This window comes from Mammaliicoccus sp. O-M54, assembly GCF_022386035.1.
Lineage (GTDB): Bacteria > Bacillota > Bacilli > Staphylococcales > Staphylococcaceae > Mammaliicoccus > Mammaliicoccus sciuri_A.
Map to the genome: position 1 here is coordinate 159,987 of NZ_JAJNJE010000003.1, position 24,476 is coordinate 184,462.

At 31.5% G+C, this 24,476-nt stretch carries 28 protein-coding genes and 1 other annotated feature; all 28 genes read right to left on the minus strand.

Features of this window, described 5'->3' with window-relative positions; genetic code table 11:
* Positions 1-15 precede the first annotated feature (15 nt).
* Positions 16-2,196, minus strand: coding sequence for a DNA internalization-related competence protein ComEC/Rec2 (locus LQ673_RS06730; RefSeq protein WP_239745023.1), 2,181 nt, complete (start codon positions 2,194-2,196; stop codon positions 16-18).
* Between the two features lie 147 nt (positions 2,197-2,343).
* A complete protein-coding gene (locus LQ673_RS06735) occupies positions 2,344-2,799 on the minus strand; it encodes a ComE operon protein 2 (protein WP_037588364.1) in 456 nt (151 codons plus the stop codon).
* A gap of 60 nt (positions 2,800-2,859) precedes the next feature.
* Positions 2,860-3,507: a helix-hairpin-helix domain-containing protein gene (locus tag LQ673_RS06740; protein ID WP_191835629.1), complete on the minus strand. Its 648-nt coding sequence runs from the start codon at positions 3,505-3,507 to the stop codon at positions 2,860-2,862.
* Between the two features lie 42 nt (positions 3,508-3,549).
* Positions 3,550-4,269 carry a class I SAM-dependent DNA methyltransferase gene (locus tag LQ673_RS06745; RefSeq protein ID WP_374199836.1) on the minus strand — a complete coding sequence of 240 codons (720 nt, stop codon included), beginning with the start codon at positions 4,267-4,269 and terminating at the stop codon, positions 3,550-3,552.
* Positions 4,266-4,619, minus strand: a complete 354-nt coding sequence (gene rsfS, locus LQ673_RS06750) for a ribosome silencing factor (protein ID WP_025904219.1) — start codon at positions 4,617-4,619, stop codon at positions 4,266-4,268. The genes LQ673_RS06745 and rsfS overlap by 4 nt, the downstream gene beginning before the upstream one ends.
* A 12-nt stretch (positions 4,620-4,631) precedes the next feature.
* Positions 4,632-5,204, minus strand: a complete 573-nt coding sequence (gene yqeK / locus LQ673_RS06755; protein WP_159315590.1) for a bis(5'-nucleosyl)-tetraphosphatase (symmetrical) YqeK — start codon at positions 5,202-5,204, stop codon at positions 4,632-4,634.
* The gene (gene nadD / locus LQ673_RS06760; RefSeq protein WP_037559799.1) at positions 5,194-5,766 is read right to left on the minus strand and encodes a nicotinate (nicotinamide) nucleotide adenylyltransferase; all 573 of its coding nucleotides are present in this window, start codon (positions 5,764-5,766) and stop codon (positions 5,194-5,196) included. Before nadD ends, yqeK begins: the two co-directional genes overlap by 11 nt.
* A 4-nt stretch (positions 5,767-5,770) precedes the next feature.
* Complete coding sequence (gene yhbY, locus LQ673_RS06765) at positions 5,771-6,061, minus strand: ribosome assembly RNA-binding protein YhbY (protein ID WP_103360667.1); 291 nt, start codon at positions 6,059-6,061, stop codon at positions 5,771-5,773.
* Entirely contained in the window at positions 6,055-6,873 is an 819-nt protein-coding gene (aroE, locus tag LQ673_RS06770) for a shikimate dehydrogenase (RefSeq protein ID WP_191835631.1), read from the minus strand. Before aroE ends, yhbY begins: the two co-directional genes overlap by 7 nt.
* A 12-nt stretch (positions 6,874-6,885) precedes the next feature.
* Positions 6,886-7,986, minus strand: coding sequence for a ribosome biogenesis GTPase YqeH (yqeH, locus tag LQ673_RS06775; protein ID WP_191835632.1), 1,101 nt, complete (start codon positions 7,984-7,986; stop codon positions 6,886-6,888).
* Between the two features lie 2 nt (positions 7,987-7,988).
* A complete protein-coding gene (locus tag LQ673_RS06780) occupies positions 7,989-8,513 on the minus strand; it encodes a YqeG family HAD IIIA-type phosphatase (RefSeq protein WP_191835633.1) in 525 nt (174 codons plus the stop codon).
* 230 nt (positions 8,514-8,743) lie between these two features.
* A complete protein-coding gene (locus LQ673_RS06785; protein WP_126477531.1) occupies positions 8,744-9,433 on the minus strand; it encodes a 5'-methylthioadenosine/adenosylhomocysteine nucleosidase in 690 nt (229 codons plus the stop codon).
* A gap of 68 nt (positions 9,434-9,501) precedes the next feature.
* Positions 9,502-10,740: an NRAMP family divalent metal transporter gene (locus LQ673_RS06790; RefSeq protein ID WP_103360755.1), complete on the minus strand. Its 1,239-nt coding sequence runs from the start codon at positions 10,738-10,740 to the stop codon at positions 9,502-9,504.
* Positions 10,741-10,751: 11 nt separating this feature from the next.
* Positions 10,752-11,510: a 5-oxoprolinase subunit PxpA gene (pxpA, locus tag LQ673_RS06795; RefSeq protein ID WP_037588380.1), complete on the minus strand. Its 759-nt coding sequence runs from the start codon at positions 11,508-11,510 to the stop codon at positions 10,752-10,754.
* Positions 11,511-11,522: 12 nt separating this feature from the next.
* Complete coding sequence (accC, locus tag LQ673_RS06800) at positions 11,523-12,860, minus strand: acetyl-CoA carboxylase biotin carboxylase subunit (protein ID WP_239705345.1); 1,338 nt, start codon at positions 12,858-12,860, stop codon at positions 11,523-11,525.
* Between the two features lie 14 nt (positions 12,861-12,874).
* Positions 12,875-13,294 (minus strand): acetyl-CoA carboxylase biotin carboxyl carrier protein, encoded by a 420-nt coding sequence (locus tag LQ673_RS06805; protein ID WP_191835635.1) that lies wholly within the window; start codon positions 13,292-13,294, stop codon positions 12,875-12,877.
* A complete protein-coding gene (locus LQ673_RS06810; protein WP_191835636.1) occupies positions 13,291-14,298 on the minus strand; it encodes a 5-oxoprolinase subunit C family protein in 1,008 nt (335 codons plus the stop codon). The genes LQ673_RS06805 and LQ673_RS06810 overlap by 4 nt, the downstream gene beginning before the upstream one ends.
* Positions 14,295-15,020 (minus strand): 5-oxoprolinase subunit PxpB, encoded by a 726-nt coding sequence (gene pxpB, locus LQ673_RS06815; protein ID WP_126477537.1) that lies wholly within the window; start codon positions 15,018-15,020, stop codon positions 14,295-14,297. The genes LQ673_RS06810 and pxpB overlap by 4 nt, the downstream gene beginning before the upstream one ends.
* A gap of 149 nt (positions 15,021-15,169) precedes the next feature.
* Positions 15,170-15,646, minus strand: coding sequence for a transcription elongation factor GreA (gene greA / locus LQ673_RS06820; protein WP_025904231.1), 477 nt, complete (start codon positions 15,644-15,646; stop codon positions 15,170-15,172).
* Positions 15,647-15,675: 29 nt separating this feature from the next.
* The gene (udk, locus tag LQ673_RS06825; protein ID WP_025904232.1) at positions 15,676-16,299 is read right to left on the minus strand and encodes a uridine kinase; all 624 of its coding nucleotides are present in this window, start codon (positions 16,297-16,299) and stop codon (positions 15,676-15,678) included.
* Positions 16,299-17,567, minus strand: coding sequence for a peptidase U32 family protein (locus LQ673_RS06830; RefSeq protein WP_037588390.1), 1,269 nt, complete (start codon positions 17,565-17,567; stop codon positions 16,299-16,301). Before LQ673_RS06830 ends, udk begins: the two co-directional genes overlap by 1 nt.
* A gap of 23 nt (positions 17,568-17,590) precedes the next feature.
* On the minus strand, positions 17,591-18,514 hold the full coding sequence (locus LQ673_RS06835; protein WP_191835637.1) for a peptidase U32 family protein: 924 nt from the start codon (positions 18,512-18,514) through the stop codon (positions 17,591-17,593).
* Positions 18,514-19,155, minus strand: a complete 642-nt coding sequence (locus LQ673_RS06840) for an O-methyltransferase (protein ID WP_159315577.1) — start codon at positions 19,153-19,155, stop codon at positions 18,514-18,516. Before LQ673_RS06840 ends, LQ673_RS06835 begins: the two co-directional genes overlap by 1 nt.
* 182 nt (positions 19,156-19,337) lie before the next feature.
* Complete coding sequence (gene mltG / locus LQ673_RS06845; protein WP_239705242.1) at positions 19,338-20,453, minus strand: endolytic transglycosylase MltG; 1,116 nt, start codon at positions 20,451-20,453, stop codon at positions 19,338-19,340.
* 79 nt (positions 20,454-20,532) lie between these two features.
* Positions 20,533-20,838 carry a DUF1292 domain-containing protein gene (locus LQ673_RS06850; RefSeq protein ID WP_025904237.1) on the minus strand — a complete coding sequence of 102 codons (306 nt, stop codon included), beginning with the start codon at positions 20,836-20,838 and terminating at the stop codon, positions 20,533-20,535.
* Between the two features lie 19 nt (positions 20,839-20,857).
* On the minus strand, positions 20,858-21,286 hold the full coding sequence (gene ruvX / locus LQ673_RS06855; RefSeq protein WP_025904238.1) for a Holliday junction resolvase RuvX: 429 nt from the start codon (positions 21,284-21,286) through the stop codon (positions 20,858-20,860).
* On the minus strand, positions 21,279-21,548 hold the full coding sequence (locus tag LQ673_RS06860) for an IreB family regulatory phosphoprotein (protein WP_037588397.1): 270 nt from the start codon (positions 21,546-21,548) through the stop codon (positions 21,279-21,281). Before LQ673_RS06860 ends, ruvX begins: the two co-directional genes overlap by 8 nt.
* A 67-nt stretch (positions 21,549-21,615) precedes the next feature.
* Entirely contained in the window at positions 21,616-24,246 is a 2,631-nt protein-coding gene (gene alaS / locus LQ673_RS06865) for an alanine--tRNA ligase (protein ID WP_191835639.1), read from the minus strand.
* Positions 24,247-24,290: 44 nt separating this feature from the next.
* Positions 24,291-24,456: a binding site (T-box leader), on the minus strand.
* Between the last annotated feature and the right edge of the window lie 20 nt (positions 24,457-24,476).

Sequence of the window (24,476 nt, forward strand, 5' to 3'; positions counted from 1 at the left end):
TAAGCTTACAAACGACTACTGTCGATTGTAAGCTTTTTTATTATGTTCTTGTAGTCCATTTGTCATCATCATGTTGTCTTTATTGATTTCAAATTGCACCATTCCGTAATCTTGTGTATTGAACACTTTACAATTGTTTTGTTTAAGTTTATTTACAATAGCCTCTTTCGGAAGTCCATGCCTATTATGTCGACCAGAACTTATGACACAAATATGTGGCTTTGCTTTGAATAAAAAGCGATCACTTGTACTTGTCAAACTACCATGATGCGCTACTTTTAAAATATCATAATTCCCTTTAAGTTGACTCAATATACTTTCCTCTACCTTTGCTGTTGCATCACCTGTTGTTAATATTGCTCTGCCAAACGTAGTGATTTCAGTAACGATTGATGTATCATTCTTATCTTCATAATTCGGACTATTTTGGTTAAAAAACTTATATGTCGATTCTCCAATCTTTAATTCGCTCAAATATGAGCTATCTACAATTTGTGTGTTCGTTTCTTTAACCTCTTCTAACAAATGTTTTAATTCAAGGCTATCCCAAGTCTTCTTATTAATAATTAAATGTTTGATTGATACTTGTTTACTCAAAGTACCTAATTCTCCCATATGATCTGCATATGGATGTGTAATGATTAAATAATCAATCTTTTGAAATCCCTTTTCTTTAAGTTCGGGCACAATAATTGAATCTGTATAATTTGATATTTTACTTCTAGTTTGCCATGGTTTCTTCTTCAATTTATCTTTACCACCAGTATCTATCATCACAACTTGATTCACATCATGATGATAAGCAATCATTGCATCTCCTTGACCAATATCAAGAAATTTTAAAACAACCTCGTTATGATTAAAATGGTATGTGATTCCAATGACTAACATTGCGAAAAGGAGTAACGATGTTATATATTTCTTTTTAATAAATAACATTAAAACTAGTACTACAATAATGAGAATGATTAAATATATCCATTCTGAGAGATTTCTTACAACCAACTCATTTATTGGAATATGACTCATAACATCTATTAATTTAAAAGTTTGATTCATACAGATTTCTATTAGTGTTGTAAATAAATTGGGAACTTTACCAAAAGTGGCAAACATTAACATGAATAACATAACAAGTGGAAAAATAATTAATTCAAAAAGTGGGATAAAGATGAAGTTTGTTATAAACCCTAACCATTGAAAAGTATTAAAGTGAATCAGTAATATGACAAATGAGGATAATTGAGATACGACATTGATCGTAATGATTTTGTGGATTGTATTAAAAGACTTTATAAGTGGTACACATAAAATGATAAACGTGGAGACGATATAGGATAATTGGAAACCATAATCGAAAATAATGTGAGGATTATAAATTGTATAAACAATAAAAGTGATAGATAGTATTTGTAAAGCGTCTATTTTCATGATTTTATTCAAAATCATATAAACCATTACTACCCCTACTGCTCTAAGAACACTCGGACTTAAGCCAGTTAAGACAGCATATATTGGCAACAATATAAATATCATATTCTCGGCATGATGATATTTGATATTCATTCTAAGTAATAATTTAAATAAAAATATATTTAACAATGCGACATGTGATCCACTTACAGCATACAAATGATATATACCTAATTTCTTAAGTTGATCTATTCTTTCTTCACTTAAATAACTTGTATCACCTAACGTGAGCGCAATAATATCATCAACACCATCTATATCAAGTTGTTTCATCTCATAAATTAAATTCGTTCGATATAGTTGAATACGTTCGATAATAGATAATGACCGATTCGAACAAGTATTTAAAAATAAGTGTTCTATCTTAATAACACCTTTAATATCATGATTTTGCAAAAACTCAAAGTATTGAAATTTTAATGCGTTAGTATTAGGTAAAGTTTGATTAACAGAGTATGTAATACGGCAATTTTTTAAATAAGGCATTTTCTTCAAAAATTTAAGCTTTTCTTTTTCATTTTTAATCGTATAAAATGCTTTATACGTTTGATTATGGATTTGTCCTTCAGCTTGAAAGCCGTCTCCATCAATCGTTATCTTATCTCCAAACTGAATCATTTCAGTATAATTTTTATGATTTTTTGAAACTTTAAATGATTCGTAATATTGTATTGGATCATTCGGATAAATTAAGCAACCTATCATAAAAAATATAAAGCTCATCACCAAAATTTTTAATGATTGCCATTTAATATAGCAACTTATAACTAAGATAATGAGCATGACTATACTTACATAGGGATGTACAAAGAAAATTAAACCGGACAATAAATAAAGTGCAAAATAAAACCACATCTTATATATTAGTCCTTACTTCAAATATTTAATAATGTCTTCTGGATGGAAATTAATTTTTTCATAGTGTACACCAGACTGTTCTAGCAATTGTATTGCATATGTATGATTATGATAATCGTCAGCATAATAAATTTGTTTAATACCAGCTTGTATAATTGATTTCGTGCAATTTAGACAAGGAAAATGTGTAACATAAATAGTTGCACCTTCTGAGGAAACACCTAACTTAGCACATTGTATAATTGCATTCATTTCAGCATGAATGGTTCTTATACAATGACCGTCCACTACAAGGCAGCCATTATCTATACAATGTTCTTCTCCTGAAACAGACCCATTATATCCACCAGCAATTACTCTATTATCTTTAACAATTGTTGCACCAACAGATAATCTTTCACATGTTGACCTTAATGATAATAGATGACTTTGAGCCATAAAATATTCTTTCCATTCAATTCTATCCATTACACATCGACCTACCTTTCATATATTCTTATTGTAAAATTTAACAAGTATAAATGCAATTCAATTTAAAACGATAAAGTCTTTTAAACTTTCTACTGTTTTATCTCCAAATCCTTTAACATTCTTCAAATCATCCACAGTTTTAAATTCTCCATTTGTTTCTCTATATTGTAAAATGGCATCTGCTTTACTCGGACCGATACCAGGTAATTTTTCAATTTCTGATTTATCTCCTGTGTTGATATTAACTTCTACTTTATCATTAGAAGGTTGGTTTGTATTAACACTTGGCACATGTTCTCCAGTTATTGGAACATATATATACATTTGATCTTTAAGTCGTTCTGATAGATTGATTTTAGACAAATCTGCATTATGCTTTGTTTGAGCTTTCTTTAATACATCATGTACGCGATCCTTTGAAGACATTGAATATGTATTTGGATAATTAACAGCTCCTTTCACATCTACTACTACGTTTCTATTAACTTCTTTAGTAGATTTAGATTCATCCATCTTATCAACTGACTTCTCTTCTGAAGACTGTTGTTTAACTTCATTTATAGTATCTTGTTGATGAATAATAGCTTCATGATCATCATTACCAGTGAAAAGGCTATTACAAATAAAAAACAATACAACAATCATGATGATTGCAAGTTGATAATTCTCTATTATCCATTCTTTTATTTTATGAATGTATTTCAAAAAAACACCTCCTACATAATTAAACGTAGGAAGTGTTCTAAATTACTTTCGTGCAACTATAAAATGTCTATCGCCTTTTTCATCAAATTGTTCAATATTGAAATCAGTAAATACATTTTCAACTTTAAATCCAGCAAAGTCTAAAAGTTGTTTATAAAGGTCGATTTCATATGTGACTTGATAATGTTCTTCATCGAATCGTTCGTAAAGTCCATCTTCTCTTTCAATGAAAAATGACATTTGATGATATACACTATTTGGTTCTTCACCAGCAATAGCTTGCCAGGCTAAAGTTAATTGTTCGGTTTCATCAATATAGTTACGGTTATTAAATTGGTGATTCATCTTATATAGTGAATGCACATCAAATATAAGTAATCCACCATCATTTAAAAATTGATTAACATAGTTAAATACTTGAAGAACTTCTTCAGGGTCGGTTATATAGTTCAAGCTGTCACAAAAGATGGTAATTACATTGTAACTTTGAGGTAAGTCTAAATCTCTCATATCTTGACAATACCAATTAATATTAGGATTACGACTTTCAGCTACTTCTAACATCTCTTCACTTAAATCAAGACCACTTACGCGACCATATTCTAATAATTGCTCTGTTAAGCGTCCTGTCCCACAACCAATATCCAAAATATCGTTATCATTACCTGTAACATAATGACCGACGATGTGTTTCCATTTATCATATGGTTGATCTTCAGTTAGAAGGTCATAATAATGACTCATACGATTGTATGCCATTATTGTGCTACCTCATTTAGTGTAATAATTGGTGCGTCTTTATATAATCTTTCTAAATCGTAGTAATCACGTTCTTCTCTATGGAATACGTGTACAACAACATCGCCTAAATCAATTAATACCCATCTTGCTTCATTAAAGCCTTCTAGTCTTTTTACTAATACATCATTAATTTCCGCTTCGTCTTTAACATTTCTTGCAATAGCTTGAACTTGCTTGTCACTGTTACCATGACATACAACAAAATAATCAGCTATATCGCTAATACCTTTCATATCAATTGCAATAATATCTTCAGCACGTTTATCATCACATGCAAGTAACGTTTGTTTCATTAAATCATTTGAATTCATTTAACCATTCCTTTATTGTTCTGAATGCATATTATAATAATTTAAGCATTCTATAGTTTTTAAATGTACTGTTTTATCCTTATTAATTAAGTGTAACACTGTACGTTTTGATATTTCATAAACTGCTTTATCCAAGTTGCGTTCTTTAAAGACAATATCTCTAATTTCATCTACACCTGGAGTTGTTCTTTTAGGTTCAATATAGTCAGCAATAAAAATTATTTTTTCAGTCTTATTCATTTGTGCTCTACCAGTCGTATGATTATAAATTGCATAATAAATATCTTCGTCATTTATATCATATTGATCTTTAAGCCTTGCAGCAGCAACTGGTCCATGTAGTATTTCTGAGCCATAACTTAATAAATCTTGCCCTAGATCATACTGCGTTACACTTTGGTATAACGCTGAAAGTTCTTCATATTTACATAAATCATGCAGTATACCTGCTAATTCAACTTTTTTCATATCACCATCAAAGATTTCTGCCATTTTCTTACCTGTTTCGGCAACTCTCATAGAGTGATTATATCTTTTTGTTGGTAACGTTTCTTCAACCAATTTGACTGCTTTTTTAATTTTCATACAATCGTCCCCTTTTGATATATCTTTCAATTCGTGGCGTAACGAGCATCTTTATAGATTGACGATTTTTACATCTATTGCGAATGTCTGTTGAGCTTACATCAATTCTAGGAATGTGTAATGCTAACATCCCTTCTTTTACATCTTGTTTATCAACTTCTCTATTAACTACGACAAATGTTAATAATTCTTTCAATTCCGCAATGTTTCTCCATTTATGCAAATTCTCGTATTGATCTGAACCGATTACAAAATATATTTGATAATCAGGAAATTCTTGTTTAAATTCTTTAATTGTATCAAATGTGTAACTCGTACCTTTTCTATTAAGTTCTCTCTCATCAACTTCACCGAATTGCAAATCTTCAATAGCTAATTCTAACATTTTTACACGTTCTGATTCTATTAAATAAGATTCGTTATGTTCTTTAAGTGGTGATTGATAACTTGGTAAGAAAATGAATTTATCAGGTTGAACAAATTGATATGCTTCACTCGCAACTAACATATGTCCAATATGAATTGGATTAAATTGACCTCCATAGATCATGAGCTTTTTCATAATATTATGGTAGTTCTAATCTTTTATTTTCTTTAGATTCTTTATATAAGACAATAATATTACCGATAAGTTGTACGAGTTCAGCACCTGCTTGTTCAGCGATTGATTCAGCTACTTCTTTATGATCATCCATATTGTTTTGTAAGATATGAATTTTGATCAATTCTCTTTTTTCAAGTACGTCTTGCACTTGTTCTATCATATTGTCATTTAATCCACCTTTACCAATTTGGAAAATTGGATCTAAATGATGCGCTTCTTTTCTTAAATATCTCTTTTGTTTACCTGTTAACATAATGATCTCCTTTTAAGTTCCTCTTGTACTTTATTTCTCATTGATTCTATATGAGCTTCTTGGCCCGTCCATATTTTAAAACTTTCTGCGCCTTGATAAACGAACATATCCAATCCGTTATATATTGCAATACCTGCTTGTTCACATGCTTTGAGTAGCGGTGTCTTGTCAGGAATATAGATAATATCACAAACTAAACTACTTTTACTTATCTTCTCCACAGGAATAATGAATTCACTATGCTGAGTATTCATGCCTACCGGTGTAGTATTAATAATAATATCAAATGTATGAAGAATAGATTGAACATCTGTAAGACTTATTGTATTTATATCAATTTGCCAATTATCAAATCTAGACATTGTTCTATTTGCTACTGTTATTTTATGATTCGTGAACTTCTGCATTTCCGAAACAATACCTTTACTCGCACCACCAGCACCGAGCACTAAAATTTTACGTTCTTGAATACTACCATAATGTTCAATTAAACCTTTAACAAAACCAATACCATCTGTATTATACCCAATCCATTTATTATCATGTATTAGAACGGTGTTAACAGCACCAATATGCTTAGCATTTGATGATACTTCATCTAAATAAGGCAAGATGGATTCTTTATGCGGTATTGTAATATTAAATCCATCTAAAGCTTTTTCATTTATAATTTCTTTAATTTGTTTAAATTGTTCTGGTGGGATATCTAAAGCACCATATTCATCTTCTCTACCTAATGCTTCAAAATTTGCTGCATGCATAATCGGTGAAAGTGAATGGCTAATAGGATGTCCGATAACTCCAAACTTCATTTAATTCACCTCTTATAAAATAGATGTTCTTAATGTAACTTCAACTTCTTTAGGTGCCGTAACATGTATTTCTGCACCTGCATCTACAGTTACAAATCCTAATCCAGAAATCATAACATCTTTTCTTTCAGCTTCAGTTGTAATCTTAGTTGTTTTTAAGTTGTCGAAGTTAAAGTTCGTTGGATCATATGGAGGTTTAAGCAGTTCACCAATTTGACGTTTCCATAAATCATCAGCGTTTGATAACTTTGTTCTATGAATGTGTACGTCGTTTGATACAAAACATGTTAAAGAACGTCTACCGCCACTTACATAATCTACTCTAACTAAACCACCTAAGAATAAGCTTTGTTCTTCGTTTAATTGATACACTTTAGGCTTAATTTCTTTTTTAGGCATAACAACTTTTAATTCTTTATCTGTAACGTAATGTGTCATTTGATGACTTTGAATAATACCTGGTGTATCAAACATATATGAATCATCATCTAATGGAATATCAATCATGTCTAATGTTGTACCTGGAAAATGACTTGTTGTAATCACTTCTTTTTCGCCAACACTCTTTTCAATCAATCTATTGATTAATGTAGATTTACCTACGTTTGTTGTACCCACTACATAAACATCTTTACCATCTCTAACTTTCTCGATAGTTGATAATAAATCATCAATTCCTTGATTTTTATATGCAGAAATCAGTACAACTTCGTCTGGATTAAGTCCAAAGTCTTTCGCACGATTTCTTAACCAAATTTCAACTCTTCTTTTATTAATGGCTTTAGGTAAGATATCCATTTTATTCGCGACAAGTACAACTTTTTTCTTACCTACTATATCTTTTAAGCGATGTATCATTGATCCTTCTAAATCAAATACATCCACAACATTGACGATTAGACCATCTTCATTGTGAAGAGATTTCAACATATTTAGAAAATCTTCACTTGTTAAATCAACATCTTGGACTTCATTATAATTTTTAAGTCTAAAACATCTTTTACAAATGACATCTTCTTTATTCAAACTTGATTGTGGAACGTATCCAGCTTCATTCGGATTTTCAGATTGAAGTGTTGCACCACAACCAATACATTTAGCAAACTCTGTCAAATTTATTCCTCCCAGTTAATTAAACCTTTTCTCTTAAAGTAATTTAAAAATCTTCTTTCAATTAATCGATTGAATTTCGTAACGAAACCGTCTGTCTTTTTCACAGGTACGACCATAATTGTATATAATCCGTTTCTATTTCCACCAAACACATCTGTTAACATTTGATCACCAATAACAACTACTTCAGACTTATTGACGTTCATTAATTTAGCTGCTTGTCTAAAAGCTTTACCACGTGGTTTACGCGCTTTAAAAATATAATCAATATTTAATGTTGATGAAAATGACGCAACACGTTCTTGATTATTATTAGAAACAATCGTAACTGTTATACCATTATCTTTCATATTTTCAAACCAATTTCTCACTTCATCTGTTGGATCTTTAACATCCCAACCAACTAATGTATTATCTAAGTCTGTGATAATTGCTTTTATATTTTTAGATTTTAAATGTTCAGGTTCGATTTTAAATACTGATTGAACATATTCATTTGGTAAAAAATATTTTGTAAATAATCCCATTATTACACCTCAATATTATCTTTTATTTTAACATAAATTATATTTACATTCCTTTAGTTCAATACAAAATAAAAGTGTTGCAAATCACTTACGATTCGCAACACTAAATATTATTCTGTAATTTCACGGTCAGAAGATTTTTCAACTTCTGTATTCGCATAAATCACATAACCAACAAGTGCTGTAGCAATGACAGCGATAGCCATTAATATTAACATGAAACTGCCTCCTTATGCCACTCTATTTAATAATAATTTTACAATTTTACTAGAATTGACGCAAGCTACTTTTAAAAATTCTTCAAAAGTAACATCAGATTCTTTATCTGCTAAATCTGAAACAGCTCTCGTAACAATAATAGGCACATTATATTGGTAACAAGTTTGCGCAATTGCACCAGCTTCCATCTCTACGACACTTGCAGTAGGAAAGTTAGATTTAATCACTTTACGCTGATCAATTGAGCCAATGAAACTATCACCTGTAGCAACTTCACCAACAATACCATTTAAATCAAGTTGTTCTATTGATGATTTAGCTAAGTCAATTAATTCCTTATCAGTTTCATAAACTTCTGGCATACTTGGTACTTGTCCCAATTTGTAGCCAAATGCCGTTGCATTGACATCATGATAATAAACTTTATTACTAATAATGATATCACCAATATTTAATTCGCTATCAACAGAACCTGCTGATCCCGTATTGATGATTAAATCTGGTTTAAATTCATTGATTAGTAATGTTGCTGTAATTGCAGCATTTACTTTACCAATACCACTTTGTGCTAATACAACTTGTTTATCTTCTATATTACCTTTATAAAAAATAACATGTGCAATTTGGATTGTTTCTCTATTTTCAATAGATGACTTTAATATTTCTACTTCTTCTTCCATTGCTCCAATAATACCAATCATGCTTTATCACTCCATCATATTCATTCAATATTTATATTAACATAATTAGTATACTTTGAAATAAGTTTTTAACTATTCCACAAACTTTGTAAGCCTTGTAATGATAATACCCCTGCTATTAATGTTGTAACAACAGCAACAACACCAATTACAATCATCCAAGTTGGGTGTTTATAGTCACCAACGATACTTTTCTTCTTAGAAGCAATTAAAATTGTTCCTAAAGTTACTGGTAAAATTAAACCGTTCAATGCACCAGCAATAATCAACAATTTAACTGGCTTACCAATTGTTAAGAATACAATAGATGAAACAACTATAAAGATAATAATAACTAAGTTTCTATGATTTTTAATAGATGGATGTAATGATTGAATAAATGTTGTACTTGTATATGCACAGCCAATTACGGATGATAATGCAGCTGCAAATAATACAACACCGAATACTTGTTTACCGACAGGTCCTAATACATGTTCAAATACAGAAGCTGGTGGATTGTCTGGATTTAAAGTGAATCCTGTAACAACAACACCAAGTACTGCTAAGAATAAAAATGTTCTCATTATACCCGTTGTTAAAATACCTGAAATGGCCGCTCTATTTACAAATGGAATATAGCCTTTTCCAGTGATACCCGCTTCTAACAATCTATGAGCACCTGCAAATGTAATATAACCACCAACAGTTCCACCAACCAATGTGATGATTGGTACGATGAGTTTACTAATATCATCAGGTACAATCATTTTTTGTGCCGCTTCGACAACTGGTGGTTTCGTTAATACCATTACATAAGCAACAATGGCAATCATGAGCACACCTAAAATTTGTGTAATAATATCTACGACTTTTTGTGCGTTTTTAACAACAAATATTAAAATCGCTAATACGCCTGTAATACCTGCACCAATTCTTACATCTAAACCGAATATCGCATTAAGTCCTAGTCCAGCACCTGCAACGTTACCGATGTTAAATGCTAGCCCACCAATAGCGATTAATATTGCGATAAATGTACCTAACCCCTTAAACACATCATTCGCGATATCTTGTCCACCTTTACCGACAACTGTGATAACGCGCCAAATATTAATTTGCGCACCGATATCAATCAGAATAGATGCAAGTATTGCAAATGCAAAGCTTGCAAGAAATTGCTCAGTAAAAACTGCCGTTTGAGTTAAAAATGCTGGTCCAATAGATGAAGTAGCCATTAAGAATACTGCACCCCATAGAATTCTTCTATGTTTATTTGTTATTTCAAACGGTTGATTTAACTCCTCATACCCTTTATTTTGCTTCATACGCTTTCCTCCTATTTCATTGCACTAATTTCTATGCCTTCAGCTTTAAACTGTCGAATAATTTCTTGAACAAAATCTAAAGCATGTTGTCCGTCTCCATGTACACAGATTGTATCTGCTTCAATCGGAATTTCATTTCCATTTATCGTCATAACTTTAGATTCTTTTACCATTTTAATAACTTGTGCGACAGCTTGGTTAGTATCTTTTATAAGCGCGCCTTCTTTTTTTCTTGAAACTAATTGGCCATTATCTTCGTATGCACGATCAGCAAATACTTCGCTCTTATACGTTAAATTATGACGTTTACATGATTCGATTAGTTCACTGTTAGATAAACCAACAAATAATAATTGATCATCAAAATCTTTCACTGCTTTAACAATTGCATCGGCAATTACTGGATCTTTAGCACCCATTTGATACAACGCACCATGTGGCTTAACATGGTGTATTTTTGTTTGATGTATTTTACAAAATCCAGATAATGCACCTAATTGATAAATGACTAAATCATAAACTTCTTCTGGTGTAACATCTATGTTTCTACGACCAAATCCAATTAAATCTTGAAATCCTGGATGAGCACCAATATGTACATCATGTTGAACTGCCAATTTAACTGTTTCATTCATAACGTGCTGATCTCCTGCATGAAAACCACAAGCGACATTTGCAGAAGTAATTAAAGGTAATATACTTTCATCATTACCAAGTTTATAGTTACCAAAGCTTTCTCCTAAATCACAATTCAAATCAACTTGTACCATAATACCCTCTCCTTAAACGATTTTATGTTCATGTAGAAATTTAATGGTTATATCATTTTTAATATATGGTTCATAGCTCAACACGCGATATAAAAAGTCTAACGTTGTCGGAAAACCATCAATGACCGTTTCTTCTAACGTACCTTTCATTTTTTCAATTGCTTCAAGTCTATCTTCACCTTTAACAAGTATTTTAGCGACTAATGAATCGTAGTATGGTGGAATTTGATAGCCATCATATAACATACTGTCTACTCTCGTATTAAATCCATTAGGTAAATGTAATGCTTGAACAACACCTGCTGCTGGGCGGAATTGTTTTTCTGGATTTTCAGCATTTATACGACATTCAATCACATGCCCATCAAAATGGATATCCTCTTGATTAATAGATAACTTCTCACCATTAGCTACTAATATTTGTTGCTTAATTAAATCAACACCTGTTAATAATTCTGTGACTGTATGTTCAACTTGAATGCGCGTATTCATTTCTAAGAAATAATAGCCGTCATCAGTTAGTAAAAATTCAATTGTTCCAGCACTTTCATAATTACAAGCTTTAGCAGCTTTAACAGCATCAGCATGTAGTGAATTTCGCGTTTCTTGATCTAATGCTGCACAAGGTGCTTCTTCGATTAACTTTTGGTTCTTTCTTTGAATTGAACAATCTCGTTCACCGAGATGAATTGCTTCTCCATGTTTACTCGCGAGTATTTGAACTTCCACATGTCTAGCTTCATCAATAAATGTTTCAATATATACACGTTTATCTCCAAAGTATTTTTCGCCTTCAGATTGAGCTTCTTTAAAGAATTGTTCAAGTTGGTCAGGTTCTTGTACGATTCGAATCCCTTTACCACCACCGCCACTAGCAGCTTTTAATACAAATGGATACCCTACTTTTTGAGCAACTTCTTCTGCTTCTTTAACTGTCTTTACTTCTCCAATAGACCCAGGAATAATAGGTACGTTCGCGTTGTACATCGTTTCTCTTGCTTTTATTTTATCTCCCATTAAATCCATCGTGTTATAACTAGGACCAACAAAAATAATATTTTCTTCATCTACTCTTTTTCTAAAAGTCGTAGATTCTGATAAAAATCCATAACCAGGATGAATCGCGTCAGCTTTACTCATCTTACAAGCTTCTAAAATGCGTTCAATATCTAAATAACTATCACTTGATTGACTTGGTCCAATACAAATGGCTTCATCTGCTAATTGCACATGTAAACTATCTTTATCTGCTTTGGAATATATTGCGATTGTAGTGATATTCATCATTCTACATGTTCTAATAATTCTTACCGCAATTTCACCTCTGTTTGCAATCAGTAAACGCTTAATCATATAAATCCCCCTTATTTCAATGTGATAATCGTTTGTCCGTATTCAACAGGATCCCCATGATTAATTTGAATATCATTAACGATACCGTCATACTCACTTATAACTTCATTGAGCACTTTCATTGATTCGATATATCCGACAACTTGACCTTTTTTCACTTCATCTCCAACTTTGACAAGTGGATTTTGTAATGTTTCTTCATCTTGTAAATAAAATGTTCCAAGAATTTCCGCTTCAATTGTATTAAGCTGTTCTTCTTGTTTTGAAGTTGGCGTGCTTTCTTCAATATTATTGGCTGGTGTTGTAGTCACGTTATTTGAAGTTGATTTTAAATCTAACTCAACTTCGACAGTTTCATCTTTATACTTCATATAATTCACTTGATTTTGTTTCATGAGTTTAATAAGTTCTTCTATCTTTTCTATATTCATGATTGATTCCCCTTTATAAGTTTTGCTATTTTTTTAGATTTAGGACGAATATTGCTTAAATCTTTATATTTTTTCAGTTTAATATCATCTATATCTGCTTCTAATTGTTTAATATATGTTTGATATTCAACAGTTGCTTCCTCAAACGAAATCCATTTAAAAGTAATGCTGTCATTTGCTTTTAATTGAGAGAGCTTTTCTCTACCTACAAAACTAACTGTAGCAATCTTTGTATAACCACCTATCGTCTGACGATCATTAAGTAATATAATTGGTTGACCATTAATAGGAACTTGTACACTACCTGGTGCAATCGGTTCAGATATAATATCTGCGTTATGCTTATGTACAAGTGGTTCTTCACCATTAAGTCGATAGCCCATACGATCTGACATTTCTGATATCGTATATGATTGATTAACAAGTTGGTCATGTGCTTCTGATGTAAATTCATCAAATTGTAGACCTTCCATAATTGGAATGATATTTGCATCTTCTAATTGATTGATATTAAACGTATTACCTATAATGTCATGGTTGATTGTTTTATCTTTGAATTTCAAAACATCATTTCTGTTTAATGTTCTTCCATTCATGCCACCTATCCCACTTCTAGTATGTGTTGATACACTGTCTAATATGGGTTCAATATTTAAAGACTTATGAAAAGCTAAATAGCCTCTCGCCCCAGATAAAATAGTCTTTATATTGAGCACTTGCCCTTTTTCTACATAAATTGCTGTATTTACTGGTATTGTTTGATCATCAAGCTGTATATCAGCATCATACGCAACAAATGCAACTATGTTCGATTCTTCAAATTTCAATGTGGGACCATTTAAAGTCACTTCTAAAACAGGTGCATTGTCATTATCCACTAAAGCATTGGCGATATTGTATAAATATTGATTCATAACACCCGCTTCAGAAAATCCATCTTTTTCAAACTTTGATCGACCAATATCTTGAACAGTCGTAAACAAACCGGGTTTTATACATTTCATTTCAATTCACCTACTAACTGACTATAATCAAATGTGCCATTTGCAATTTCGTCTTCGATTCTTGTAAATTCTTCTTGATGAATTGCTTTAAAAGCAATATAGTCTCCAGCTTCGTATAAAATCATAGGCTCTCGATCTAAGTTAAAAACATCTATCGGCGTGCGACCAATAATTTGCCATCCGCCTGGTGATGATTTCGGATAAAGGCCTGTTTGATTATTTGCAATTCCAACAGATCCTTGGACGATTTTACTTCTTGGCGTTTCCTTTCTAGGTGTATGTATTTTCTCATTTAGTCCTCCTAAAAATGGAAAGCCAGGTAAAAATCCAATTGCATAAATTAAATAATTTTCTTCAGTATGTATTTGAATCACATCTTCTTCTGATAATTGTGCATGGTCAGCAACAATATTTAAGTCTGGTCCAAATTCACCACCATATACAACTGGTAGTGTTATCAATTTCTTTGAACGTGATGCATTTTCTTGATTAAGATTTAAATGATGTAAGTCTAGTTCATCAAGGACTGTTTCGTATGTATAATGTTTAACATCAAATGCGACCATGATGGATCGATATGATGATGTCACACTTATAACAGCTGGATGCTGCAATGATTCAATATGTAATGCGATTGTCGAAATTTTATTCCTTATTTCTGGACTGATTTCATTTTGTTCATAAATCATAAAATGCGTCTCACTCACTTGCTTAATATCCAATTTTACCACCCCTTTGTTAACGCTTTTAATAATCAGATAATTAAATCAATTATACTTTATCATAATACCATGATTTATATATAAAAAAAAAGCTGTAAAAACGTTTGTTTAATACGTTTCTACAGCTCTTCTATTAAATTATTATACGATTAATCGATTTTTACGATTTTAACTTTCATTTCGTTACCATTTGGTAATGGAACATTTACTTCTTCGTTTAATTTTTTACCAATTAAAGCTTTAGCAATTGGAGATTCATTAGAAATTTTACCTTCAAATGGATCTGCTTCTGCTGAACCTACAATTTTGTAGCTTTCTTCTTCGTTACCTGGAATTTCAGTAAATGTTACAGTTCTACCGATTTGCACGTCATTTTTTGAACCATTATCTTCAATAATTTGAGCATGACGAATCATGTTTTCAATTTTTTGAATTTCTTGCTCAATGAAACCTTGCTCATCTTTAGCTGCATCATATTCAGAGTTCTCAGATAAGTCACCAAAACTACGTGCTACTTTTATTTTTTCAACGACTTCTGGTCGCTTAACTGTTTTTAATTCTTCAAGTTCTTTTTCTAATTTGTTAAAACCTTCCTGTGTCATAGGAAATTCTTTTTGTGTTTCCATTCTTCCATCTTCCTTTACTTTATAATTATTTAAATATTTTTAACTAACGATTGAATTTTCGTAGTCATAATATCAATAGCTACCTTATTACTACCACCTTCAGGGATGATGATATCCGCATATTTCTTCGTTGGTTCAATAAACTGGATATGCATCGGTCTTACAACTGATAAGTATTGATCAATTACTGACTCCATCGTACGTCCTCTTTCTTTAATATCTCTCGTTAAACGACGTAAAATTCTTAAGTCAGCATCAGTATCAACATAAATCTTAACATCCATTAAATTACGTAAATCTTCATTTTCAAGCGCGAATATACCTTCAAGTATAATAACATCTTTAGGTTCGAATCTAATCGTCTTATCGCTTCTCGTGTGATTTGAATAATCATACGTAGGCACTTCAATTGCATGTCCATCTTTAATTCTTGTTAAATCTTGTTTCAATCTTTCATTATCGAAAGCGAATGGATGATCATAGTTAGTCTTCAATCTATCTTCAAAAGACATATGTGATTGATCTTTATAATAGTAATCTTGTTCTATTAATGCAACACTATATCCATCTAAATTTTTCATAATTTCGGATGTTACAGAAGTCTTACCTGAACCAGAACCCCCTGCAATACCTATAATTGTAGTCTTTCCCATCAAACGATTCCCTTTCTCATCATGTTATTTGGATAAATCTGACGATCCACTTTTATTTGAATGACTTGAAGTGGATGTCTGGCTGCGTCTAGCTCTTCACCATTTTCATCATATATCTTATCAATGACTTGAGTGAAGTTTTCAATCTCAGGTCCAAAAAATTCAATTTCTTGTCCTGGCTTGAAATAATTTCTTTGTTGGATGGTAGCTATTTGTGATACTTCGTCATAGTCTAACACTAATCCACAAAAATCAAAAGGTGTTTTTTTATTTGATTCGTGTCCAAACATTTGTTCTTCGTAATGTGGTACACCTTCGAAGAACGCTGGTGCAGTGTCTCTATTCGCACATTTATCTAATTCAATCAACCATCTAGGATCAATTTTAAAGTTTTCTGGATCCTCAGCATAGCGATCAATTACTTTACGATATACAGATACAACAGTAGCAATATAATGAATAGATTTCATTCGACCTTCAATTTTTAGAGAATCTATACCGATGTCCATCATTTTAGGTATTGATTCGATTAATTTCAAGTCTTTTGGACTCATTGCAAAAGGTGTGATCTCATTACCATCGAAATATGGCTCTAATTCTCCATCTTCTTCTACTGAAATTAAATCATAATCCCATCTACAACTTTGACAACAGCCACCTCTATTTGAGTCTCTAGCTGTCATATGATTACTTAATGTACATCTACCAGAATATGCAATACACATTGCACCATGTATAAATGTTTCTATTTCAATATCAACTTTTTCTTTCATTTCGCGCATTTCTTCAGCACTCGTTTCACGAGCTAGAACGACTCTCTCAAGCCCTTCTTCTTTCCAATATTGAACTGCGCGATAATTTGATAAAGATTGTTGTGTACTTAAATGGATTTCTAAATTAGGTGCAACACGTTTACACGTTTCTATAATAAGTGGATCGGCAACTATAATTCCGTGTGCACCAGTTTCATTTAGATTTTTTAAATATTCTTCTAGTCCTGGAATATTTTCATCATGAGCAAAAATATTTGTTGTAACATAAATTTTTGCGCCATATTTTGCTGCAAACTGAACGCCTTCTTTTATTTCTTCCATCGTAAAGTTATCAGCATTTGACCTTAAACCATATTCTTGTCCACCTAGGAACACTGCATCCGCACCATAATGAACAGCAATTTTGAGTTTTTCTAAATTTCCTGCAGGCGCTAGAAGTTCTGGTTTTTTTATCTTTGTTTGACGACTTGCGCCAATAGGTTCTAGAACTTTCATATATATCATTCCTTTAATATAACTTAATAAACTGTTTGTTTGAACATAAATCCTTGATCCATTGGACGATGATCTTTTTGAACCGCTTCAATTGGTTCAACTAACATAAATTTTTCATCTTCATATAACTCTGGATCTTCGTTATATAAGTCAATCGCTTGTCTATATTGCTCAGTCGCGATATTAATATATTCTTCTGTTTGAAGTACGCCGTCAATCTTAAACGCATCAATTTGTGCTTCTAATAAGTCCTCTAAGTCTTCGATTAAGCAAATATCATTCGGACTCATAATGTGTGTACCATTATAATCTTCATAAATTGGATATTTATTACTTCTTTCTTCATCATATAAAAGCATGTCTTTATTTTCTTTACGATTTTCAATTTTCATGACTTTATCTTGATACATAAAGTAATTACCAAGTAATTTTCTTTTAGACTGGAACATACAAGTCATGCCATGTACTTGAACTTCTATTTCGACATTACTTTTTTCTTTAATTTCTAGTACTTCTTCAATACTTAACTCACGAGCCAACACTGCTCTAGCTGAACCTCTATCACCCCAATAATTACATTGAAAATGATTTGTCACGATTGTTTCAGCATTCCAATTTAAAGGTATAGGATTCTCACGATTTTTCATTGCCATAACTACTGCTGGATCGCCAAAAATGATTCTATCTGCCTTTAATTCATGTAACAGATCAATATAAGATTCCAAATCATCAATATGTTCATTATGAAAAATACCATTTACCGCTACGTATGCTTTTTTACCATGATCATGGATAAGCTTAATGGCTTCACGAAGTTCTGGTTCTTTAAATTCACCAGCAAGTCTTAATCCAAATTTTTCTTCACCAATGACAAATGCATCAGCACCTAATTTGATTAATTGTTCAATATGTTCAACGGACTTAGGGGTCACTAGTAATTCTGTCATTACAATTTCTCCTTTTTAGAAATGGCCATTCCATCACCAATATTAATCAATGTCGTTTTATAATTTTCATGATTCATTAACCAATGATTATATTTTTGAACTTTCTTAACCATTTGTTTAACGTTTCTGTTTCTTACAATTTCAATATTACTTACAAAACCATGGTATAAAATATTGTCTGTAATAATGATGCCATCATCTTTAAGCAGTGGTTCATAAAGCTCAAAAAACTTTTGTGATTGTGCTTTAGCAGCATCGATAAAAATCATATCAAATGACTGGTCGGTAGGTAATAATTCAAAAGCTTCTAATGCATCAGAAAAGATAACATTAACTTGGCTTTCATAACCAAAGTCTTTAATATTTGAAATAGCTTGTTCATACATTTCTTCTTTTCTTTCAATCGTCCACACATTAATACTCGGATCACATGAAGCAAAATGCATCGCGCTATATCCAATTGCCGTTCCAATCTCTAGAATACTTTTCACATCTTTAATTCTAATTAATTGTTTAACAAACTCTGTGGAGATTTTGTCCATTATTGGAACATTATATTGTTCAGCATAATGCCTTAATTCATCGATATTTGATGAATTTTGAAACAACAATTGTTCGATATATTCTATATCTTTTTCCATGTCATTACTTCCTTACACTCGAATATAATAAAAAACCCAACTAGTCTCCTGACTAGTTAGTATGTATCAGTCATATCTACAATATGATTTCATAAACATTAGATATTTTACCATATTTTCGAATAAAAAGTAAGTATATATAAACAAGAACGCTTTTAAAATTTAAAAGCGTTCTTGTTATATTATTTATCTCTATTCTTTTCTTGTTCTTTTAAGTTCTCTGCAAATAATACTTTACCCTTTTTGGTTGTTGTATAGTAAAAATAATCTGTTTCAGGTGGGTTTACCGTTGTTCTAGCTGTTTCATCAGATATGTTGCATATTGGACCTATAGGTAATCCTTTATGTGCATATGTGTTATATTTTGAATCATTTTTATAATCTTTATCTGATAATGCTTCAGTTGTCTCTTTTTTATTTGCATATCTTACAGTCGCATCTGAATTCAAAGCAATTTGTGGATTGTTTTCAATTCTGTTTAACAGTACTGAAATATATCTCGATTTATCTGTAACGTTTTTCATTTCTGATTCTACAATAGATGATAATGTTAAATACTCATGGAAAGTAATCTTCTTTTCTTCATAGTTAGTCGTATATTTAAAGCCACCATTTTCTTTATATATTTTATAAGTTGTATGGTAAGTTTCATTCAGCATTTCATTTGTAACGTCATCAATCGTCACATCTTTTTTTGAAAACTGATACGTATTTGGTGCTAAATAGCCTTCTAATGGGTATCTTAAGTTTTTATTTAATACTTCGTCCGTTAACATATCGGGATATTTTTTTTGATATTTTTTCACAAAATCTTGATCTCTCATTTTCTTCAAAAAGCTTTCGCGACTAATAGAAGTATTCTCTTCTAAAATACCTGCAATTAATTCTATATTCGAACCTTCTTTTACATCATATTGGACCGCTGTTTTTAAATACACTTTTCCAGTTTCTAAACTTTTGGCAATATCTCTAGGTGACATTGAAGGAGAAAACTTATATTCTCCAGCTTGAAAGCTAGAAATATTATTGAGTTTTAAATAATATTTGAAAATAGTAGCATTTCTAATTATTTTTTTATCGGATAACTCTTGGCTTAACATTTCAGTATTCGTGTTTGGATTAACATTGACAATAACTTGCTCATTGCTATCGGCGTTAACAGGTTTCACATTAATACCTACTACAATCAAGCCTATTAAAGTAATTAATATAAGTAATAAAAAGAGGATGCTTATGATTGTTAAACTAATATACTTAGATAATAATCTCGCATCTTTATATATACTATTTTTTTCCATATGTAACTCCTTATGTAAAATAAATACCCCTAATGATTATATCACATTAGGGGTAAAGTGTACTATTACATATTAAATTTTAAACATCGTCCATTTCAGTATTAACGATTTCTTCAATCATATCCCACTCTTCGTCAGTTTCAACTGGTAATAATTTACCACCTTCACCGTCGTCATTTGCTTCATTGATCATTGGGATTAATTCAATTTCTTCATCATCTGCTGTACCTTCTTCAGCTAAGATGATGTATTCTTTCTTGAATTCTGGGTGATAGAATTCTAATACTTTACGGTATAAGACTTCGTTATTATTTTCGTCTATTAATGTTAATAATTCTTCCTCATTGTTAATTTCTAAATGTCCTTCGTGATTATGTTCAGTCATTATTCATTCTCCTCATCAATTATTTAATAGAATCTAGGTAACCCTGTAATATAAATACAGCTGCCATTTTGTCTATTACTTTTTTTCTTTTTTTTCGAGAAACATCTGCTTCTAATAATGTGCGTTCAGCACCAACTGTGCTTAATCTTTCATCCCACATTACCATTTTTAATTCTGGTCTTTCTTGTTGAAGTAAATCTTTGAATTGAATGGATGCCTCTCCGCGAGGACCAATAGAATTGTTCATGTTTTTTGGCAATCCTATAATGACAGTATCAACATCATATTCATCAATGATTTTTATAAGTTGGTCAATTCCAAAATCTTCGTTTTCTTCGTTAATGCGGAGTGTATCTATACCTTGAGCTGTCCAACCCATCGCATCACTTACAGCTACACCTATTGTTTTACTACCGACGTCTAAACCTATTATCCTGTTTTTAAGCATTGAATTCATTTTCTTGCTTTAAATAGTGTGATACAAGCTCTTCCATAATATCATCTCTATCTAAACGTCTTATTTGATTTCTTGCTTCGTTGTGTCTAGGTATATAAGCTGGATCGCCAGAAAGTAAATAACCGACTATTTGATTTACTGGATTATAGCCTCTTTCTTCTAAAGTTCGATAAACATTTTGTAGTACTGTTTTGACATTTTCTTTTGGAAAATCATCATAGTTAAATTTCATAGTTTTATCAAAATTATTCATCTTTATTTACACTCCCTAACTCCATTAACTTAATATTAATTATATCATATTCTAATTACACGTAAAATTATAGCGTTTTAATGTAGTCTTTAACAAACTGTAATGCTTCTGTTACTTTAGATGGATCTGTTCCGCCACCTTGAGCCATATCAGGACGACCGCCACCTTTACCGTTTGTAATTTGAGCAGCTTCTCTAATAATGTCACCAGCTTTAACTTTATCCGTTAAATCTTTAGGTACTGAAGACACAAGTGAAACTTTATCTCCGTTGACACTAGCTAATAATAGAACTGTATCTTGCATTTTAGATTTGAAATCATCCATGATTGATCTTAATACTTTTGGATTTTCAGCTTCAACTAATTGTGAAAGTACTTTAATGCCATTAATTTCTTCAACGCTATCTTCAATATTGCCTGATTTTAATTCAGTAATTGTTTTGTTCTTTTGTTGAACTTCTTTTTCTAAGTCTTTATTATGTTGTTGAATTTGTTCGATTTTTTCAATTGTTCTTGCTTGGTCTTTAATTTTGACATGTTGCATAACATCTTTAAGGATTGTTTCTGTTTCTTTTAATGTTTCATATGCCTTTCTACCTGTTACAGCTTCGATTCTTCGAACACCTGCACCTGTACCAGATTCTGAAACAATTTTGAAGATACCAATTTCACTTGTGTTACGTACGTGTATACCACCACATAACTCGATTGAGTATGATGACATTTCAACAACTCTTACAACATCACCATATTTTTCTCCGAATAATGCCATAGCGCCTTTTTCTTTAGCTTGTTCTATTGGCATTTCTTCGATTACTACAGGAATGTTTTGCCAAATTTTTTCGTTAACAATTTTTTCGATTGTTTCTAATTCTTCTTGTGTAACTTGACCAAAGTGTGAGAAGTCAAATCGTAATCTATCACTTTCAACTAATGAACCTGCTTGATTAACATGCGTACCTAAAACTTCTTTTAAAGCTGCATGTAATAAGTGAGTTGCTGAGTGGTTTTTGATAATTGATTTACGATCATCTTTATTAACAATAGCTTCTACAGTTTCACCAACATGAACTTGTCCAAATGTCACATGTCCAGCATGTAAATTTTGACCATTAGGTGCTTTTATAACTTCTGTCACTTCAATTTCAAATTGATCATGACGAATGATACCTTTATCCGCTACTTGACCACCTGATACTGCATAAAATGGTGTTTCTCTTAAAATAAATTGGATGTTTTCTCCACTTTCTACTTCATCAACTAATTCACCATTAAATATAATATCTGTAATTTCTGTTTGTGCTTCTGTTACGTCATAGCCAACGAATTTACTTGGTGTATTAATGCTACCAAGTACTTCATTTTGAACTTGCATTGATTGCGTCTTTTGACGTGCAGCTCTCGCTCTTTCACGTTGTTGATGCATTTCATTTTCAAAACCTTCATTATCTATTGAAATGCCTTCTTGTGCAGTGATTTCTTCTGTTAACTCGATTGGGAAACCATACGTATCATATAATTTAAATGCATCTGATCCAGATAATACATTATCCTGTTGCTTAGCTGATGCCATCATTGTGTTTAAAATTGCTAAACCTTCTTCAAGTGTTTCATGGAAACGTTCTTCTTCAGATTTTACAACTTTTTTAATGAAGTCACTTTGCGCTTTAACATTTGGATAATAAGGTTCCATAATATCTGCTACGATATCAACTAATTTATATAAGAATGGCTCGTTAATATTAAGTGATTGACTGAAACGAACAGCTCTTCTTAGTAATCTTCTTAATACATATCCTCTACCTTCATTTGCAGGTAACGCACCGTCACCAATCGCAAAACTGATCGTTCTAATATGGTCTGAAATAACTTTAAATGCGATATCTTGTTCTTTATTCTCTAAGTATTTTAATCCACTAACCGCTTCAACTTGTTCAATAATTGGAATAAATAAATCTGTATCATAGTTCGTTGGCACATCTTGAGAAATAGATGTCATACGCTCAAGACCCATACCTGTATCAATATTTTGATTTGGAAGTGGCGTATAAGTATGGTCAGCATTATGGTTAAATTCACTAAATACTAGATTCCACACTTCTAAATAACGTTCATTTTCTCCACCTGGATACATTTCTTCAGCTGGATCTTCTTTCCCGTATGTGTCGCCTCTGTCGTAGAATATTTCAGTATTAGGTCCAGAAGGTCCTTCACCGATATCCCAGAAGTTACCTTCGATTCTAATAATTCTACTTTCTTCAAGACCAATCAAATCATGCCATAAATCATATGCTTCTGTATCTTCAGGATGAATCGTTACATATAATTTCTCTGGATCCATTGCCATCCATTTATCACTCGTTAAAAATTCCCAAGCATATTCAATTGCTTCACGTTTAAAGTAATCACCAATTGAAAAGTTTCCTAACATTTCAAAGAATGTATGGTGTCTTGCAGTAAAACCAACATTTTCAATATCATTTGTTCTAATTGCTTTTTGAGCATTTACAATTTTAGGATTTTTAGGGATTTCTCGACCATCAAAATATTTTTTTAAAGTCGCAACACCTGAGTTTATCCATAATAAAGTATCGTCATCAATTGGCACTAAAGGTGCAGATGGTTCAACCATATGTCCTTTTTCAACAAAAAAGTCAATATACATTTGTCTGATTTCACTAGCTTTTAATTTTTTCATTGTCTTCACTCCTCAATTAAAATAAAAAAACGTCCATCCCCTAAAAAAGGGACGAACGTATCGCGGTACCACCCTAGTTATGACTAAAAGTCATCACTTTAAGTTTATTAAACTTTTATAAAAGAAGTAGCGTTCAATAATCATTGTCATGTTTCTCACCAACCAACATGTCTCTTAAACAATCAATTATTTACTCGGTTTCTTTTTTGTATTCTATTTGATTATAATCA